Origin of the sequence: Streptomyces sp. NBC_00045 (genome assembly GCF_045041095.1) — a bacterium.
Classification (GTDB): Bacteria; Actinomycetota; Actinomycetes; order Streptomycetales; family Streptomycetaceae; genus Streptomyces.
Genome location: NZ_CP108271.1, coordinates 7,428,751 through 7,443,969, shown reverse-complemented (window position 1 = coordinate 7,443,969; position 15,219 = coordinate 7,428,751). Strand labels below are relative to the sequence as shown.

Below are 15,219 nucleotides of genomic sequence, written 5' to 3'. Positions count from 1 at the left end.
GGTCCGGGGCGGGCCGGGTTGGACCGGTATGCGATCCATGCGTATCCACCCCGGCGTCCGCGGCTTCGTCCGGGCCGGCTCGGTCTCCCTGCTCCTGATCGTGGCCGCGGGGACGGCGCGGGCCGCCGGGCCCGACTTCCAGTACGTCGGCCGGGACGACAAGGTGCACGGGCTGACCGACCCGCAGGGCTGCGTCGAGGCGAAGGGCGGCGGCCGCAAGCCGGTCACCAACGCGACGCGCAGCACGGCGACCCTGTACCGCGAGCCGGGCTGCGGGGGCGCCGTCGTGGCGGTCCTGCAGCCCGGGGGCGGGGGCCAGATCGAGCCGTACTTCGCCTCCGTGCGATTTTCCTTCATCACCAAGGCCCAGCGGCCGTGACCGCCGGGCTCCCGCCGCGTTGTATGCCATGTCAAATGCTGCAGGCCTCCTGCGGCACCCCCATCGCAAGAGGAGATCTTGATGTCGCGTATCGCGAAGGCAGTCGCCGTCACCGCTGTTGCCGGTAGCGCCCTGGCCGCCGGTGCCGGTCTGGCCGTCGCCGATGCCGGAGCGCACGGTGCGGCGGTCGGCTCCCCCGGTGTCCTGTCGGGCAACCTGGTCCAGGTTCCGGTTCACGTCCCGGTCAACGTCTGCGGCAACACCGTGAACGTGATCGCCCTCCTGAACCCGGCGTTCGGCAACCCCTGCATCAACGCGTCGGGCGGCGAGCACCACACCGACGGCTACGGCGGCTGACCGTCCGTGCCCGCCGGCCGGCTTGACCGGCCGGCCCGCAGGTCGAGGGCCCCCGCCGCAGGGCGGGGGCCCTTTCCTCGTGCCGCTCGTCCGTCCGGACCTGCCCGTCCCCGGCGCGGTCCGTTCGGATCGCCGCGGTCATTCGTAGCGGTAGAGGCCCTGGTGGCTGAGCATGTCCCGCGGGGTGATGTTCCACGGCGGCATCACCTCGTCGAGGGCGATCACCCGGCCGCGCTGGAGGTCCCCCGGTTCGAGCGGGGCCGCCGGCAGGTAGCCGGAACCCGGGTGCTTGAGCTGCCAGCGGTCCCACAGCAGGTCGACGAAGGCGTGGTGCAGCCAGAACGCCGGGTCGTTGGGGGCCGTGCCGCCCGTCATGTGGCCGCCGATCCACTGGTGCACCTTGTTGTGGTTGCGCCAGCGCTCGCTCTTCGGCGCGGCCCAGCCCTCCAGCTTGTTGCGGAAGCCGCCGTCACGCGCCGTCGAATCCCAGGGCGAGGTGTCGTACGCCGGATCGTCGAGCGCCCATTGGAGCTCGGCCGCGGTGGGCAGTGCGATCGGGTTCTGCGGGCGGCCGAGGTTGCGGGTGAGGAAGCGGGCCTCCGTGATGCCCACCGTGATCTCCCAGTTGCCCTGCTCGTGGGCGAAGGGTCCGGTCATCACCCGGCGGTCGCTCTCGCGGCCGGTGCCGCCGAGGAAATCCTCGGCCCACAGCGAGGAGACGGGGCTGCTGTCCGTGGTCCAGTCCCAGTACGGGACCGAGACGCCCGGGTCGACGGCCTGGAGCAGCCGCTCGAACTGGAGCAGGTAGCGCCGGTGCCAGGGGAAGAACGACGGGGACATGTGCCCGACGCGGAGTTTGCTGTCCCGGTCGGGCACGAAGTACTTGTCGTGGGTGCGCACCAGGTCGTCGTAGGCGCCGTTTCTCTTCAGCTCCAGGACGGCCGCCGTGAACCGCCTCTTCTGGGTGCTGGTCAGGTTGCTCTGGTTGTGCCGGGTGTACATGCGGGGCTTCTCCCGTTCCGTCTGCTGTCCTGTTTCCGTCCCGCTTCCGGCGCGGCCGTCAGCCGTGCTGCGGGGCCGCCAACGCCAGCTGGGTGGTGCCGAGTTCATCGACGGCGGCGCGGGCGAGCTCCAGCGGGGTCCCGAAGGACTGGAAGTGGTTGATGCCGCTCAGGTAGCTGCCGTCGGCGCGGCGCATGACGTGCAGGGGGCGGCCGTCGATGCGGACCCCGGCGAGGTCGACGGCGATGTGCCGGCCGCGGTAGGTCTCCTCGGTGAGGGGGGCCGGGGTGACGGTCTGCCGGGGCCGGCGGGCGCGCAGTACGGGGGCCAGGGCCGCGGTGGTGCCGGCGAGCACCGCCGCGATGAAGGCCGTACGAAGGAGCGTGCGACGGGTGAGTGTTGCGGAGGCGGGTGTGGCGTACATGCAGTCTCCCTCGCTCGGTGGTCCGCGCTACGGGGTCTAACGCGGCGCGGCGGGCGAGGTCACCTCGACTGCGGGAGCTGCTTGTAGAAGAGGGTGGTGGGGTGCAAGCGGCCGGCCGGATCGGTGGCGTAGTCGGGGATGGTCCCGGCCTCGGTCCAGCCCGCGGAGCGGTAGAAGCGCTCGGCCCCGCTGCCGGTCTCGGTGTCCAGGACCAGCAGTAGCACACCGGCCCGGGCGGCCGCCCGCTCGGCCTCGGCGAGGAGCGCACGGGCGGCGCCGCGGCCGCGCGCCCGCGGATGCACCATGAGCTTGCGCAGCTCGGCGCGGTGGCGGCCGTTGGGCTTGGACTCGCGGTACCAGCTGACGGTGCCGTCCAGACGGCCGTCACCGGCGCGGGAGACCCAGAGGGCGAGGCGGCCGTCCTCGACGGCGGGACCGAGCTCGTCCCACCAGCGGGCCGCCCGGGCGCGGTCGAGGTCGGCGAGGAAGCCGAGGGAGGACCCGCCGCGGACCACGGCGAGCAGGAGATCGGCGAGTTCGTCGCGGTGGGCGGCCAGTCGGGCGGCGTCGAGCCGGGTGATGACGGGGGTCATGCGGCGAGGATAGGGATCGGGCGGCGGCCCGCTGGAGGCGGGGCCGGTGCAGGACGCCGATGACGGTGACGACAGCGGGGCCGACGGCGTCGACCGCGAGTGCGCACCGCGGACCGGGGCTCCGCCCCGGAGCCCGCGCCTCGAACGCCGGCGGGGCTGGCGTTCAGCCATTCGGCGTTCGAGGACCAGCAGCGGCTACGGGGACGGGAGTTCCGCGAAGTCCGCCACCAGGGCTTCGTGATGGCCCGGGGTGCCCAGGGTCAGGGCGTCGGCCTTGGCGCGCTTGAGGTACAGGTGCGCCGGGTGCTCCCAGGTCATGCCGATGCCACCGTGCAGCTGTACGCACTCCTCCGCCGCGCGGACGGCGACGCCGGAGCAGTACGCCTGGGCGACGGCCACCGTGAGCGGGGCGTCGGGGGCCCCGGTGGCCAGCGCGTCCGCCGCGGCGCGGGCCGCCGCGCGGGCGGAGGCCACGTCCAGCCACAGCTGTGCCAGGCGGTGCTTGAGCGCTTGGAAGGAGCCGAGGGGCCGGTTGAACTGGTGCCGGCCGCGCACGTGCCGCACCGTTTCCGTCAGGCACCACTCCGCGAGCCCGAGCTGTTCGGAGGCCAGCAGTCCGGCCCCGGAGAGCAGCGCTCCGGCGACCGCCGCACGGGCCGTCGCCGGGTCCGCGAGCCGGGTTCCGGCGGCCGCGTCCAGCGTCACGGTGGCGAGCGGGCGGGTCAGGTCCAGCGGGACCAGCGGGGTCAGTGCGACCTCCGCCGCGGGGACCGCGTACAGCCCCGTGTCCGCGAGGACCAGCAGCACGTCGGCGGCCACTGCGTCCGCCACCGAGGTGACGGTGCCCGTCAGGGTTCCGCCCCCGGTGTCGCGGACGGCGGCCGGCAGCGGGGCGCCCGGGGCCTGCGTCAGCGGCAGCGCGGGTGCGCACACCTGTCGGCCGGCGGCCAACTCCCGGAGCAGTCCGGCGACTTCCGGCGTGTCGCAGCCGAGCAGGATCTCCGTGGCGAGCACCGCGCTCGTCAGGTACGGGACCGGCGCCACGGCCCGCCCCAGCTCCTCCAGGACCACGGCCGCCTCCCGGTGCCCCGCGCCCTGACCGCCGAGCTTCTCGGGTACGAGCAGGCCTGCGGTGCCGATGTCCGCGGCGAGCGTGCGCCACAGTTCCGGGTCGTGCGGCCGGCCGGTCTCCGCCCGGGCGAGCACGGCCGGCGGTGCGCACCGGTCCGCGAGCAACGCCCTTACGGCGGAGCGGAGTTCTTCCTCCGTGTCCGAGTACAGCAGGTCGAACGCAGTGCTCATCGGGCCAGGTCCTTCCAGGCGAGGTCCTTGTCGTCGCGCGGCTCGCCGGGCAGGCCGAGGACGCGTTCGGCGACGATGTTCAGGAGGATTTCGCTGGTGCCGCCCTCGATGCTGTTGCCCTTCGCCCGCAGGTAGCGGTAGCCGGCGTCGCGGCCGGTGAAGTCGACGAGCTCGGGCCGGCGCATGGTCCAGTCCTCGTACAGCAGGCCCTCTTCGCCGAGGAGTTCCACCTCCAGGCCGCTGATCTCCTGATTGAGGCGGGCGAAGGTGAGCTTCATCCCGGACCCTTCGGGGCCGGGCTGTCCGGCGGCGAGCTGCTGGCGCAGCCGCTCGCCGGTGAGCCGGGCGACCTCGGCCTGGACCCACAGCCCGAGCAAGCGCTGGTGCAGTGCGTGGGTGCGCAGTTCGGGCCGCTCGCGCCAGGCGGCGGCGACGGGCGCGATCATGCCGCCTTCGCGGGGGATCCGCATGCCGCCGATGGAGACGCGTTCGTTCATCAGGGTGGTGCGGGCGACCTCCCAGCCCTGGCCGACGGCGCCGAGCCGGTGGCCGTCGGGGATGCGGACGCCGGTCAGGAAGACCTCGTTGAACTCGGCTTCGCCGGTGATCTGGCGCAGCGGCCGGACCTCGACGCCGGGGGCGTGCATGTCGCAGAGGAAGTAGGTGATGCCCTGGTGCTTGGGCAGCGCCGGGTCGGTGCGGGCGATCAGGATGGCCCAGCGGGCGGTGTGGGCGCTGGAGGTCCACACCTTCTGCCCGTCGACGATCCAGTCGCCGGTGCCGCTCTCGCGGACGGCCCGGGTGCCGAGTGCGGCGAGGTCGGAGCCGGCGCCGGGCTCGCTGAAGAGCTGGCACCAGACCTCGTCCCCGACCCACAGGGGGCGCAGGAAGCGCTGCTTCTGCTCGTCGGTGCCGTACGCGAGGATCGTCGGGGCGGCCATGCCGAGGCCGATGCCGATCCGGCGCGGGTCGTTTTCGGGGGCTCCGGCGGCTTCGAGTTCGGCGTCGACGACGGCCTGGAGGGCGCGGGGAGCGGCGAGTCCGCCGAGGCCCTTCGGGTAGTGGATCCAGGCGAGGCCGGCGTCGAAGCGGGCGCGCAGGAACGCGGTGCGGTCGGTGTCGGCGGGCGGGTGCGCGAGGAGCAGGTCCCTTACGCGCGCCACCAGCTCTTCGGAGGTGATCACCGTGAGCCCCCTCCGTTCAGGGCCGGTACGACGACCAGCCGGCCGGTGGTGGTCCCGTCGGCGACGCGCTGCACGGCGTCGGCGGCTGCGGCGAGCGGGACGCGTTCGCTGATCAGCGGTTTGATCGCGCCCTCGGCGGCGAGCCGGGTCAGCTCGGTGTGGCAGGCGGCGATGGAGGCGGGGTCCTTGGTCGCGTACAGGCCCCAGTGCAGGCCGAGGACGGCGTAGTTCTTCACGAGGGCGTGGTTGAGGGCGGGGGTGGGGACGGTGCCGCTGGTGAAGCCGACGACGACGATCCGGCCCTCGAAGGCCACGCACTTGGTGGAGGCGGTGTACGCATCGCCGCCGACGGGGTCGTACACCACGTCGGCCCCGCGCCCGCCGGTGAATTCCTTGACCCGGGCTGCGATCCCGCCGCCCTCTTCCCCGCTCCTGCGGTCGATGACGAGGTCACAGCCGAGCTCCTCGGCGATGCGCGCCTTGGCCTTGCCCCCGACGACCCCGATGACGGTGGCGCCGGCGGCCTTGCCGAGCTGGACGGCGGCGCTGCCGACCCCACCGGCGGCGGCGTGCACGAGCAGGGTTTCGCCGGCTTGGATGCGGGCCCGGCGGTGCAGGCCGAACCAGCCGGTCTGGTAGCCGATGTGCAGGGCGGCGGCCTCGGCGTCGTCGAGGGTCGCGGGGGCCGGCAGCAGGGCGCGGGCGGGCGCGGTGACGTACTCGGCGAAGCCGCCGTGCGGCAGGCTCGGGTTGGCGATGACGCGGCGGCCGTCCTCGGTCTCGCCGCAGATCTCGACGCCGGGCGTGAAGGGCAGCGGCGGGCGGATCTGGTACTGGCCCCGGACGAGAAGCGCGTCGGGGAAGTTGACGTTCGCCGCGAGCACCTTCAGCCTCACCTCGCCCTCGCCGGGCATCGGTTCGGGAACCTCTTCGAGGCACATGGCCTCGTGGGGTTCACCGGGGGTGTGTACTCGCCATGCCTGCATCCGGGGCCTCCAGCCGCCGTCGAGGAACCACGCTCCGCGGAGCATACTAAGCAGTCGCTTGCCCCTCTGGGAACTGTCGGGCGGGGTGGACGACCGTCCGGTCCGAATCAACACGCGTCATTCCGGCCACTCGGGCCCCACCGTCAGGCAACATGTGGCGTGCACGTGTCATGACTCAAACGGGGAACAACACCTGTCCAGGGGGGACCACCACATGAGAAGAAGCATGTCCGCAGCCGGAGCCGCCATCGTCCTCACGGGCTTGATCACGGCGGCCGGTCCGGCCGCCGCGGCCGGACCGGCCTGCACACCGGAGATCGTCACCCTGCCGGCCCTGACGGACGGCCCTTCCGGCACCAACTCGGTGAGGGCCTTCGGGTCCGACGGCCTGCTGGCCGGCGCGAGCCGCGGGCTGCCGGTGTATTGGACGGCCGACCGTGCGGTCCACGCCGTCCCGGTCCCCGAGGGGTTCACGAACGGCGAGGTCAAGGCCGTGAACGCCAAGGGCCTGATGGTGGGCACGCTCCACCGCCCCGACGACCACGACAACGCCTTCGCGTTCACCTACCAACAGGGCGCGGCGGCGGTCCGGCTGATCGGCTCCGGCTCCACCCCGAGCAGCCTGGCGGACGTCAACGACGCGGGCCGGGTCGTCGGCATGGAGGCGGGCGTCCCCAAGGAGTGGCTGGGCGGGAAGGTCGTGCGCGAGCTGCCCGTCCCGGCGGACGCGCATCCCAGCACCAAGATCACGTCGGTGGACGGGATCAACAAGCGCGGCGACATCGTCGGTACCGCCCTCACCTACTACTGGGAGGACGACGTCGTCACGAGCAAGCAGTTCCCGGTGGTCTGGCCCGCCGGGGGCGGCTACCCGCCGTACAGCCTGCGGGTGTGGACCGAGGACGACTACACGGTCGGGACGCACGCGACGGGCATCGACGACCGCGGCCAGGTCGTCGGACACGAGGACCGCAGCTACCGGGACTGGCAGGAGCGCAAGCCGGCCGTCTGGAAGAAGCCCTACGACGCCCTGCCGAACGATCCCGGCCGCGTCGCGGGCTTCGAGCACCTCACTTTGGACGCGATCAGCCCGACGACGAACGTGAGCGTCGGGTCGGCCCTCACCTTCGTCGAGGGGTACGCCAACTTCCTCCACGCCGCGTACTGGGCCGGCAGCGGAGCCCCGAAGGCGCTCCCGCACCCGGCGGGCACGAGCCCGGACTCGCGCAGCGAGGCGTTCGCGGCCTCGGACGACGACCGGGTGGGCGGCTCGTTCTACGACTGGGGGACCATGACGAGCTCCGCCGTCGTGTGGACCTGCGCGAGCAGGCAGGCGTACGCCCCGAAGTAGTGGCGGCGTCACGCCCATGGTGATCCGAGCGCCCGCACGCTATCGATGGGCGCATGGAGAACCCCTCTCGGCAGCCCCCGCGACAACCCCGGCAGCAGCCCCTGCCCGGCCTGCCCGCGCCGCCTCCGCCCGGCGCCGCCGCCCTGCCCCCCGGTACGTACGCGGGGCAGGTGGTCCTCGTGACCGGCGGCGGCACCGGGCTGGGCAAGGCGATCGCCGCCGAGTTCGCGCGGCTCGGCGCGGACCTGGTGATCGCGGGCCGGCGCGCCGGGAAGCTGAAGGCGGCGCAGGAGGAGTTGGCGGCCGTCCCCGGCGCGGGCCGGGTGACTGCCGCCGTCTGCAACATCCGGGACCCGGAGCGGATCGCGGAGGTCTTCGACGCGGCGGAGGCGGCGCTCGGCCCGCCGGACGTCCTGGTCAACAATGCGGCCGCCAACTTCCCCTCCCCGGCGGAGGACCTGTCGCCGGGCGCCTGGCGGGCGGTCGTCGACATCACCCTGACGGGGACCTGGTTCATGACCCGCGAATTCGGCCGCCGCCACCTCGCCGCCTCGACACCCGGGTCCATCGTGAACATCGGCGCCTCGTACGCCTGGACCGGCGGGCCGGGCTTCGCCCACAGCGCTGCCGCCAAGGCGGGCGTGAAGAACCTGGTGGAGACGCTCGCCGTCGAATGGGGCCCGTACGGCATCCGGATCAACGGGCTCGTCCCGGGCCTGTTCCCGCACGCCGACATGACCGAGGACATCCGCGCCGGCTTGGACCGCGCCGCGCCCGACACCGGCGCGTCCGCCCAGGAGGCCCGGGGCGTCCGGGGCGGCCGGGGTGCCTTGGACGCCCCGGACGCACAGGGCGCACAGGACGCACGCCAGCCCGCCCTGCGCGTCGGCGCCCCGCGCGAGCTCGGCTGGGCGGCCACCTTCCTGGCCTCGCCCTACGCCCGGTACATCACCGGCCACACCCTGGTCGTCGACGGGGCGAACTGGCAGCGCCGCTCGCTCGTCAACCCCGAGGTGGTCCCGGTGCGCAGCCAACTGGGCCGCGGCCCGTTCACCCCCTGAGCGGCCGCTGTCAGTGACGGGTGCGAGGATCCGGTCATGCCCCTCGCCGAACTGACCCTCGCCCACTGGCGTTCGCTCGACGCGACCGCCGCCGGGCGCATCGCCCACGAAGCCGCCGCACAGGCGGGCGGCCGGGTAGTGCTCCTCGACACCGTGGAGCACCTGGGCGGGCCCCTGCACCGCGTGCGCATCGAGCGCGGGGGCCAGGAGTTCGCCCTCGTGCCCGGCGGGCCGGTGCGGCTGGGCTTCGATCCGCAGGCCTGGGCACCGACACCCGCACAGGCCGCCGACTACGCGGAGAGCGCGGCCGAGGGGTACGGGTACGGGCACGCCGACCTGAAGGCCCATCTCGCCGACGTGCTCAGCCCGCTGCGCACGGTGACGCTGGCCACCGTGCTCGTGGCCGTGGAGAGCGAGCCGCTGACCGCGAGCCCGGCCGGCACCGCGGCCTCGCTCGCGGCGCGCGGGCTGCGGATGCCGGGTCCCGACGAGTGGGAGCACGCGTGCGGGGCCGGGGCGGCCACCCTGTTCCGCTGGGGGAACGAGTGCCCTCTGGACGAGCCGTCGTACGGGGGCAGTGGCGGCGTACGGCACGAGCCGAACGCGTTCGGGCTGCACATCGCGTACGACAGCTACGGCACCGAGCTGAGCACCGACGCTGCCGTGGTGCACGGCGGGGACGGCGGGGAGGCCGTCTGCGGCGGATACGGCGATCTGCTCGCCTGGCTGCCGCTGGCCACCGCCCACCGCAACCCGTCCATGGCCGAGTTCGCGTACGGACCTGACGGCGAGGCCGTGTTCGAGGCGTTCTCGACCCGGCCGGTGTTCACCCTCCGTTGAAGTGCGGCGGCCGGCGGGCCGCCTTCGCGGTGTACCCCTCCCGGCAGTCCTCCGAGGTCAGGGTGAGGGCCGCCGTCATCGCGACGCGGTCGAGGGCAGGGGCGAGGGCGGCGTCCGCGTAGGCGTCGATCGCCCGCTTGATGCCCTGGACGGCGAGGGGGGCGTTGGCCGCGATCTCGGCGGCCAGTGCGCGGGCCGTGGCGTCCAGGTCGGCGCCCGGGACGACCAGTTGGACCAGGTTCAGGCGGTGCGCCGTCGCGGCGTCGATGCGGCGGCCGGTGAGCGCCAGGAACTTGGCCCAGCCCGCGCCCGCCTCGCGGGCGATCCTGAGGTCGCCGCCCGCGTCCACCGCCACGCCCAGCTGCGCCTCCGGCAGGGCGAAGACGGCGTCCCGGGAGGCGACTCGGAGGTCGGCCATGAGGGCCAGTTCGAAGCCGAAGCCGAGACAGTGGCCCTGTACGGCGGCCACCACCGGCTGCGGTAGGCGGGAGAGCACGGCGAAGCGCTCGTGGACCCAGCGGATGCCCTCGTAGTAGTTGCGGGTCCGTTCGGCGGGCGTCGCGCCCGTAATGGCGCCGCCGGGGGCCGTCACGTCGATGCCCGCACAGAAGGCGCGGCCCTCGGCCCGCAGCAGGACCGCCCGCACCTGCGGATCGAAGCGGATCCGGTCCGCGAGCAGGCCCAGCTGACGGGTGGACTCCCAGCTCCAGCCGTTGAGCCGCTCGGGGCGGCAGAGGGTGAGGACCGCGATGCCGTCCGCGGTCTCCAGACGGATGCGCTCCTCGCCCTCCGCGATCTCGTTGCCGATGGTGTCGATCACCGAGCCGGTCCGCCCTCCCCGCCGACAGCTGATGGGTCGTCAGCTTAGGGGGCGGGGGCTCAGCGCGGGAAGACCTCGAAGGTCACCGCCGGGCGGCCGCCGAAGCGTACGGACGCCTGCTGGGCGAAACCGGTGAGGAAATTGCGGCAGTACTCCTCCGGGTCCTGGTCGGTGAGCACCTCGATGTACGTCTTGTGCTGCATCAGTGACGTGATGGAACGCTCCATGCCGGGACCCGCGTCCGCCGCGTGCGTCGGCGTCGAGGACCCGGCCACCGCGACCCAGCGCACCCCGTTCCACGGCTCCAGACCCTGCTCTGAGATGAGCTCGGGGAAGATCCACCGGTTGCCCGCGTCGGCGGCCGCGTCCAGGGTGGCCCGGCCGACGGCCTTGTGGTCGGGGGTGTTCCAGAATCCGCCGCCGCCCTGTCCGCCCCAGGTGTCGCGGTGGTTGAGGGTGATCAGCAGTTCGGGGCGGTGCCGGCGGATGGCCGCGGCGATGTCCCGGCGCAGGTCCAGGCCGTACTCGACGACGCCGTCGCGGTGGTCGAGGAACTCCACGGTGGACACGCCGACGACGGCGGCGCTCGCCCGCTGTTCGGCCTCGCGCAGCGGGGCGCACTCTTCGGGCGCGATGGTGTCGATGCCGGCCTCGCCGCGCGTGGCCAGGACGTAGACGACCTCGCGGCCGCCGTCCGTCCAGTCGGCGATCGCCGCGGCGCCGCCGTACTCCAGGTCGTCGGGGTGGGCGACCACCGCGAGGGCGCGCTGCCAGTCGGTGGGCATGGGCTCCAAGGGCGCGGGCTGATCCCGTTGTTCGGTCATGCACCGCACGATAGCCGCGCGCCCCGGCCCGAGGCGCCGATCCGCCGCACGGGGCCGCGGTGGCGGGCCAGCGCTTGTGCGATCACGGCGCACGCGGCCGTGCACAACGACGCCCTCCGCTTCACCTGGACCACCTTCTTCCCTGCCATCGAGATTCCTCCGGCGGCCGTGCCCTGGCCGATCGATCAAGAGCCGGCGGATTCTGCGTGCAGACGGTCGCGGTGGCCGACCGACAGGACCGGCCCGCCGGCAAGACCCCGGACGGCCACCTCGCCGGCCTCCAACTCCGCACCGCACGGGCCCCTAGGCGTCGTCGCGGACCAGGGCCAGGAGGCGGTCCAGGACGCGGGGGCCGCCGGCGCGGACGCCGTCGTGCTCGAACTCGTCGGTCACCCAGGTGCGCAGACCGCGGATGGATGCGGCGGTGCGCAGGGAGTGGGCGGTGTCGACGTACAGGTCGTCGTGGTAGACCGCGGCGGCCACCGGGACCTCGTTCGCGGCGAGTCGGGCAGGGTCGTACAGCGGTCCCCAGCCGGTACGGGCGGCCACGAGTTCCGCGGTCTCGCGCAGCGGGGCCAGGGCGGGGTCGGTGGTGAAGTGCCACGGGTGGACGGTCTCGCCGGTGAACAGCAGGGGCTCGTCGCCCGCGAGGGACTTCTCGGCGTCGAAGCCGGGCTGGCCGGCGCGGACCCGTTCGGCGGCCCAAGCGGTGGGCGCGGCCGGGTCCTGGGCGTAGATCGGCTCGTGGAGCAGGGCGTACAGCGGGTGCGCGGCGAACGAGAGCAGCCCGTGGACGCCTTCCAGGAAGGCGTCGGAGAGGGCGGGGCCCGACGCGGTCGGGACGAAGGCGTCCTCCAGCAGGTAGTGCAACTGGTGGCTTCCGCCGCCGGTGCCGAGCAGGATGCCCAGGGACTGGAACGCCTCGACGGTCAGGCGGTGGCCGCCCGGCAGTTCGGCCGGACCCTGTGCCAGGTGCGCGGCGATGCGGCGGGCGCGCTCGACGTCCATCGGGTAGCGGGCGTAGTGGGCGCGGTTCTTGCGCTCCATGCGGGGGTAAGCCGCCTCGTACACCTCGTCGGCGGTGGCGGTCAGGGACGGCAGGCCGCCGGTGATCAGGGCGGCGCTCAGGCCCTCGGGGGCGGTGGAGAGGTAGTGCGTGGTGCAGAAGCCGCCGAAGCTCTGGCCCAGCACGGTCCAGGGCGCGCCACCCGTCAGACCGGGGCGGATCGCCTCGGCGTCGCGCACGATGGAGTCGGCACGGAAGTGGGCGAGGTACTCGGCCTGCTGCCCGGGGGTGCCGCACAGCGGCAGGGTCTGCCGGTTGATCGGGGTGGAGCGGCCGGTGCCGCGCTGGTCGAGCAGGAGGACGCGGTACTCGCTCAGGGCCCGCTCCAGCCAGGCCTGCCGGCCGACGAAGCGGCGGGCACCGAAGCCGGGGCCGCCCTCCAGGTAGAGCAGCCAGGGCAGGGTGTCGGGGTCCTTGCCGGTGGCGACGACCTCGCGGGCGTACAGCTCGATGTGCTCCCCGTCCGGGCGCGTGTGGTCGAGCGGGACGGTGAAGCGGTGGTCGGTGAGGACGACACCGGGCTGACGGTAGCTGTGCTCGATGGTCACGAACGGCCCCTGGGTGTGCGGCTGCCCCGGCCGGATCGCGACCGGGGCACGGGTCTGGCGGCCCGGCCGAGTCTAAGCCGTGTCCGGCCACGGCCCGCCGGACACCCCCGGCGCCGGATCGCGCCGGGGCGGTCGGGGCCTCGGCCGGACCCGTCCGGGCCGGGTCGCGGGAGGGGAACGGCCGCGGACCCGGCGCGCGGGCGCCGGGACGGGCGCTCGGGAGCGGTCTAGAACTCGACGACCGAGCGGAGGACCTCGCCGCGCTCCATCCGGGCGAAGGCGGCTTCGACGCCGTCCAGCGGGATCGTCTCGGACACGAAGGCGTCGAGGTCGAGGCGGCCCTGGAGGTAGAGGTCGATGAGGAGGGGGAAGTCGCGCTCGGGGAGACAGTCCCCGTACCAGGACGACTTGAGGGCGCCGCCGCGGCCGAAGACGTCGAGGAGCGGGAGTTCGAGCTTCATCTCCGGTGTCGGCACGCCGACCAGCACCACGGTGCCGGCCAGGTCGCGGGCGTAGAAGGCCTGCTGGTAGGTCTCGGGGCGGCCCACGGCGTCGATGACGACGTCCGCGCCGTTTCCGCCGGTGAGGGCCTGGATGGCCTTGACCACGTCCTCCGTGCGGCCGTTGACGGTGTGGGTGGCGCCCAGGCCCCGCGCCCACTCCAGCTTCCGGTCGTCGAGGTCGACGGCGATGATCCGGGCCGCACCGGCGAGGCGGGCGCCGGCGACGGCCGCGTTGCCCACTCCCCCGCAGCCGATGACGGCGACGGAGTCGCCCCGGCCGACGCCGCCGGTGTTCAGGGCGGCGCCGAGGCCGGCCATCACCCCGCAGCCGAGCAGTCCGGCGGCGGCCGGAGCGGCGGCCGGGTCGACCTTCGTGCACTGGCCGGCCGCGACCAGCGTCTTCTCGGCGAACGCCCCGATCCCGAGCGCCGGGGACAGCGGGGTACCGTCCTCCAGGGTCATCGACTGGGTGGCGTTGTGCGTGTTGAAGCAGTACCAGGGGCGGCCGCGCTTGCAGGCCCGGCAGGTTCCGCACACCGCACGCCAGTTGAGGACGACGAAGTCACCGGGCGCGACGGAGGTGACGTCCGGGCCGACGGATTCGACGATCCCGGCTGCCTCGTGGCCGAGGAGGAAGGGGAACTCGTCGTTGATGCCGCCCTCCCGGTAGTGGAGGTCGGTGTGGCAGACCCCGCAGGCCTGCACCTTGACCAGGGCCTCGCCGGGTCCCGGGTCGGGCACGAGGATCGTGGTCGTCTCCACCGGTGCGCCCTTGCTCCGGGCGATGACCCCTCGTACGCGATGCGTCACGTCGTACCCCGCTCTGGTCGGATCTGTCTGGATCAACGAACGTACACGGGCGCGGCGGCGGAAGGGAGTTGTGTCACGTCACGGAACCCCAAGTGGCGAGTTCCGGCGGTACGGAGGCGCGAAGCGCCGCGCCGAAGGCGGCCACGGCCGGGTGGGCGGCGGCCCCGCTGCGGAAGGCGACCTTGGTACGGCGCTCCATGACGAGCCGGGTGAGGGAGACGGCCGGGTCGGCGGAACCCGTGATCCCGAGCTGCGGGACGACCGCGACGCCCTGGCCGGCCGCGACGAGGGCGAGCACGGTGGGGAACTCGTCGACCCGGTGGCGGATCCGCGGGGTGAAGCCGGCTGCCTGACAGGCCCGCAGGGCCATGGTGTGGCAGAGCGTGCCGGGGGTGGCGGTGATCCAGGGGGCATCGGCGTGCGCCCGCAGGACGGCGCCCTGGTCGTGGACCGGATCCCGGCCGGGGCCCCGGTCCGCGGCGCCCGGGTCGAATTCTTGGTCCGAGCCTTGGCCGGGGCCTTGGCCGGAGCCTTGGCCGGGGCCGTGCTCGGGACCGTACTCGGGGCCTGGCGCCGGGGCAGCGGCGTTCGCCGGGGCCGCCAGGTACATCGCCTCCCGGTACAGCGGCTGCGCGTCGAGCCCGGGCTCCGGCGGGGCGGGGACGAAGTCGTACTCGTGGATCAGGGCCACGTCCAGGTCACCGGCGCGCAGGGCGTGCGCGACCGCCGCCGGGTCCGTCTCCGACACCATCGGCTCCAGCCCCGGGTGGCGCCGGGCCAGGGCCCCCAAGGCGGCCGGGACGATGGCCCGGATGGCGGTGGGGAAGGCCCCGATGCGTAGCGCCCCGGCCAGGCCGCCGCGCGCTTCGGCGAGATCGGCGTCGGCCTGTTCCAGCCGCTCCAGTACGGCCTCGGCGTGCCGGACCAGGTTCTGCCCGGCCGGGGTGAGCCGGACCCGGCGCCCGGTGCGTTCGAGGAGCGGCAGACCGGCCTCGCGTTCGAGGACGCCGAGTTGCTGGGACACCGCCGAAGGGCTGAAGGCGAGGGCCTCGGCCACGGCGGCGATGGTTCCGCGGCGGGCGAGTTCGCGCAGCAGGCGCAGGCGTCGTACGTCGAGCATCGGCTCAGCTTACGGTTCAGGTAAGAAACGCGAACTGGATTCGAGGCTC

Annotated in this window: 16 protein-coding genes; 5 read left to right on the top strand and 11 right to left on the bottom strand. The window is 73.9% G+C overall.

Annotated elements, in window-relative coordinates; genetic code table 11:
* Positions 1-37 precede the first annotated feature (37 nt).
* Both OHA65_RS34400 and OHA65_RS34395 read left to right on the top strand, forming a co-directional pair.
* Positions 38-379, top strand: coding sequence for a hypothetical protein (locus tag OHA65_RS34400; protein ID WP_327280035.1), 342 nt, complete (start codon positions 38-40; stop codon positions 377-379).
* Between the two features lie 81 nt (positions 380-460).
* Positions 461-736: a chaplin gene (locus OHA65_RS34395; RefSeq protein WP_327280034.1), complete on the top strand. Its 276-nt coding sequence runs from the start codon at positions 461-463 to the stop codon at positions 734-736.
* 138 nt (positions 737-874) lie between these two features.
* Here the strand turns inward: OHA65_RS34395 and OHA65_RS34390 are convergent, their stop codons facing one another.
* The 6 genes from OHA65_RS34390 to OHA65_RS34365 all read right to left on the bottom strand — a co-directional run bounded on the left by OHA65_RS34390 (position 875) and on the right by OHA65_RS34365 (position 6,227).
* On the bottom strand, positions 875-1,738 hold the full coding sequence (locus OHA65_RS34390; RefSeq protein ID WP_327280033.1) for a tyrosinase family protein: 864 nt from the start codon (positions 1,736-1,738) through the stop codon (positions 875-877).
* Positions 1,739-1,796: 58 nt separating this feature from the next.
* On the bottom strand, positions 1,797-2,162 hold the full coding sequence (locus tag OHA65_RS34385) for a tyrosinase family oxidase copper chaperone (RefSeq protein WP_327280032.1): 366 nt from the start codon (positions 2,160-2,162) through the stop codon (positions 1,797-1,799).
* Positions 2,163-2,221: 59 nt separating this feature from the next.
* A complete protein-coding gene (locus tag OHA65_RS34380; protein ID WP_327280031.1) occupies positions 2,222-2,755 on the bottom strand; it encodes a GNAT family N-acetyltransferase in 534 nt (177 codons plus the stop codon).
* Positions 2,756-2,950: 195 nt separating this feature from the next.
* Positions 2,951-4,057 carry an acyl-CoA dehydrogenase family protein gene (locus tag OHA65_RS34375; protein ID WP_327280030.1) on the bottom strand — a complete coding sequence of 369 codons (1,107 nt, stop codon included), beginning with the start codon at positions 4,055-4,057 and terminating at the stop codon, positions 2,951-2,953.
* The gene (locus OHA65_RS34370) at positions 4,054-5,241 is read right to left on the bottom strand and encodes an acyl-CoA dehydrogenase family protein (protein WP_327280029.1); all 1,188 of its coding nucleotides are present in this window, start codon (positions 5,239-5,241) and stop codon (positions 4,054-4,056) included. Before OHA65_RS34370 ends, OHA65_RS34375 begins: the two co-directional genes overlap by 4 nt.
* The gene (locus OHA65_RS34365; protein WP_405763181.1) at positions 5,238-6,227 is read right to left on the bottom strand and encodes an NADPH:quinone oxidoreductase family protein; all 990 of its coding nucleotides are present in this window, start codon (positions 6,225-6,227) and stop codon (positions 5,238-5,240) included. Before OHA65_RS34365 ends, OHA65_RS34370 begins: the two co-directional genes overlap by 4 nt.
* A 226-nt stretch (positions 6,228-6,453) precedes the next feature.
* On the opposite strand from OHA65_RS34365, the gene OHA65_RS34360 reads away from it, so the two are divergent.
* From OHA65_RS34360 to OHA65_RS34350, 3 genes are read left to right on the top strand one after another with little or no spacing between them, the layout of a single operon-like run.
* Positions 6,454-7,578: a hypothetical protein gene (locus OHA65_RS34360; protein ID WP_327280027.1), complete on the top strand. Its 1,125-nt coding sequence runs from the start codon at positions 6,454-6,456 to the stop codon at positions 7,576-7,578.
* Between the two features lie 53 nt (positions 7,579-7,631).
* Positions 7,632-8,639: an SDR family oxidoreductase gene (locus OHA65_RS34355; protein WP_405763179.1), complete on the top strand. Its 1,008-nt coding sequence runs from the start codon at positions 7,632-7,634 to the stop codon at positions 8,637-8,639.
* Between the two features lie 36 nt (positions 8,640-8,675).
* A complete protein-coding gene (locus tag OHA65_RS34350; RefSeq protein ID WP_405763177.1) occupies positions 8,676-9,479 on the top strand; it encodes a hypothetical protein in 804 nt (267 codons plus the stop codon).
* Here OHA65_RS34350 and OHA65_RS34345 read toward each other — a convergent pair.
* The 5 genes from OHA65_RS34345 to OHA65_RS34325 form a co-directional block, all read right to left on the bottom strand.
* Positions 9,466-10,299, bottom strand: a complete 834-nt coding sequence (locus OHA65_RS34345) for an enoyl-CoA hydratase/isomerase family protein (RefSeq protein WP_327280024.1) — start codon at positions 10,297-10,299, stop codon at positions 9,466-9,468. The two genes, OHA65_RS34350 and OHA65_RS34345, sit on opposite strands and share 14 nt — an antisense overlap.
* 59 nt (positions 10,300-10,358) lie before the next feature.
* Positions 10,359-11,123: a PIG-L deacetylase family protein gene (locus OHA65_RS34340; protein ID WP_327280023.1), complete on the bottom strand. Its 765-nt coding sequence runs from the start codon at positions 11,121-11,123 to the stop codon at positions 10,359-10,361.
* Between the two features lie 303 nt (positions 11,124-11,426).
* Entirely contained in the window at positions 11,427-12,731 is a 1,305-nt protein-coding gene (locus tag OHA65_RS34335) for an alpha/beta fold hydrolase (RefSeq protein WP_327285891.1), read from the bottom strand.
* A gap of 233 nt (positions 12,732-12,964) precedes the next feature.
* Positions 12,965-14,050 carry an S-(hydroxymethyl)mycothiol dehydrogenase gene (locus OHA65_RS34330; protein ID WP_327280022.1) on the bottom strand — a complete coding sequence of 362 codons (1,086 nt, stop codon included), beginning with the start codon at positions 14,048-14,050 and terminating at the stop codon, positions 12,965-12,967.
* A gap of 73 nt (positions 14,051-14,123) precedes the next feature.
* Positions 14,124-15,170, bottom strand: a complete 1,047-nt coding sequence (locus OHA65_RS34325) for a LysR substrate-binding domain-containing protein (RefSeq protein WP_405763175.1) — start codon at positions 15,168-15,170, stop codon at positions 14,124-14,126.
* Between the last annotated feature and the right edge of the window lie 49 nt (positions 15,171-15,219).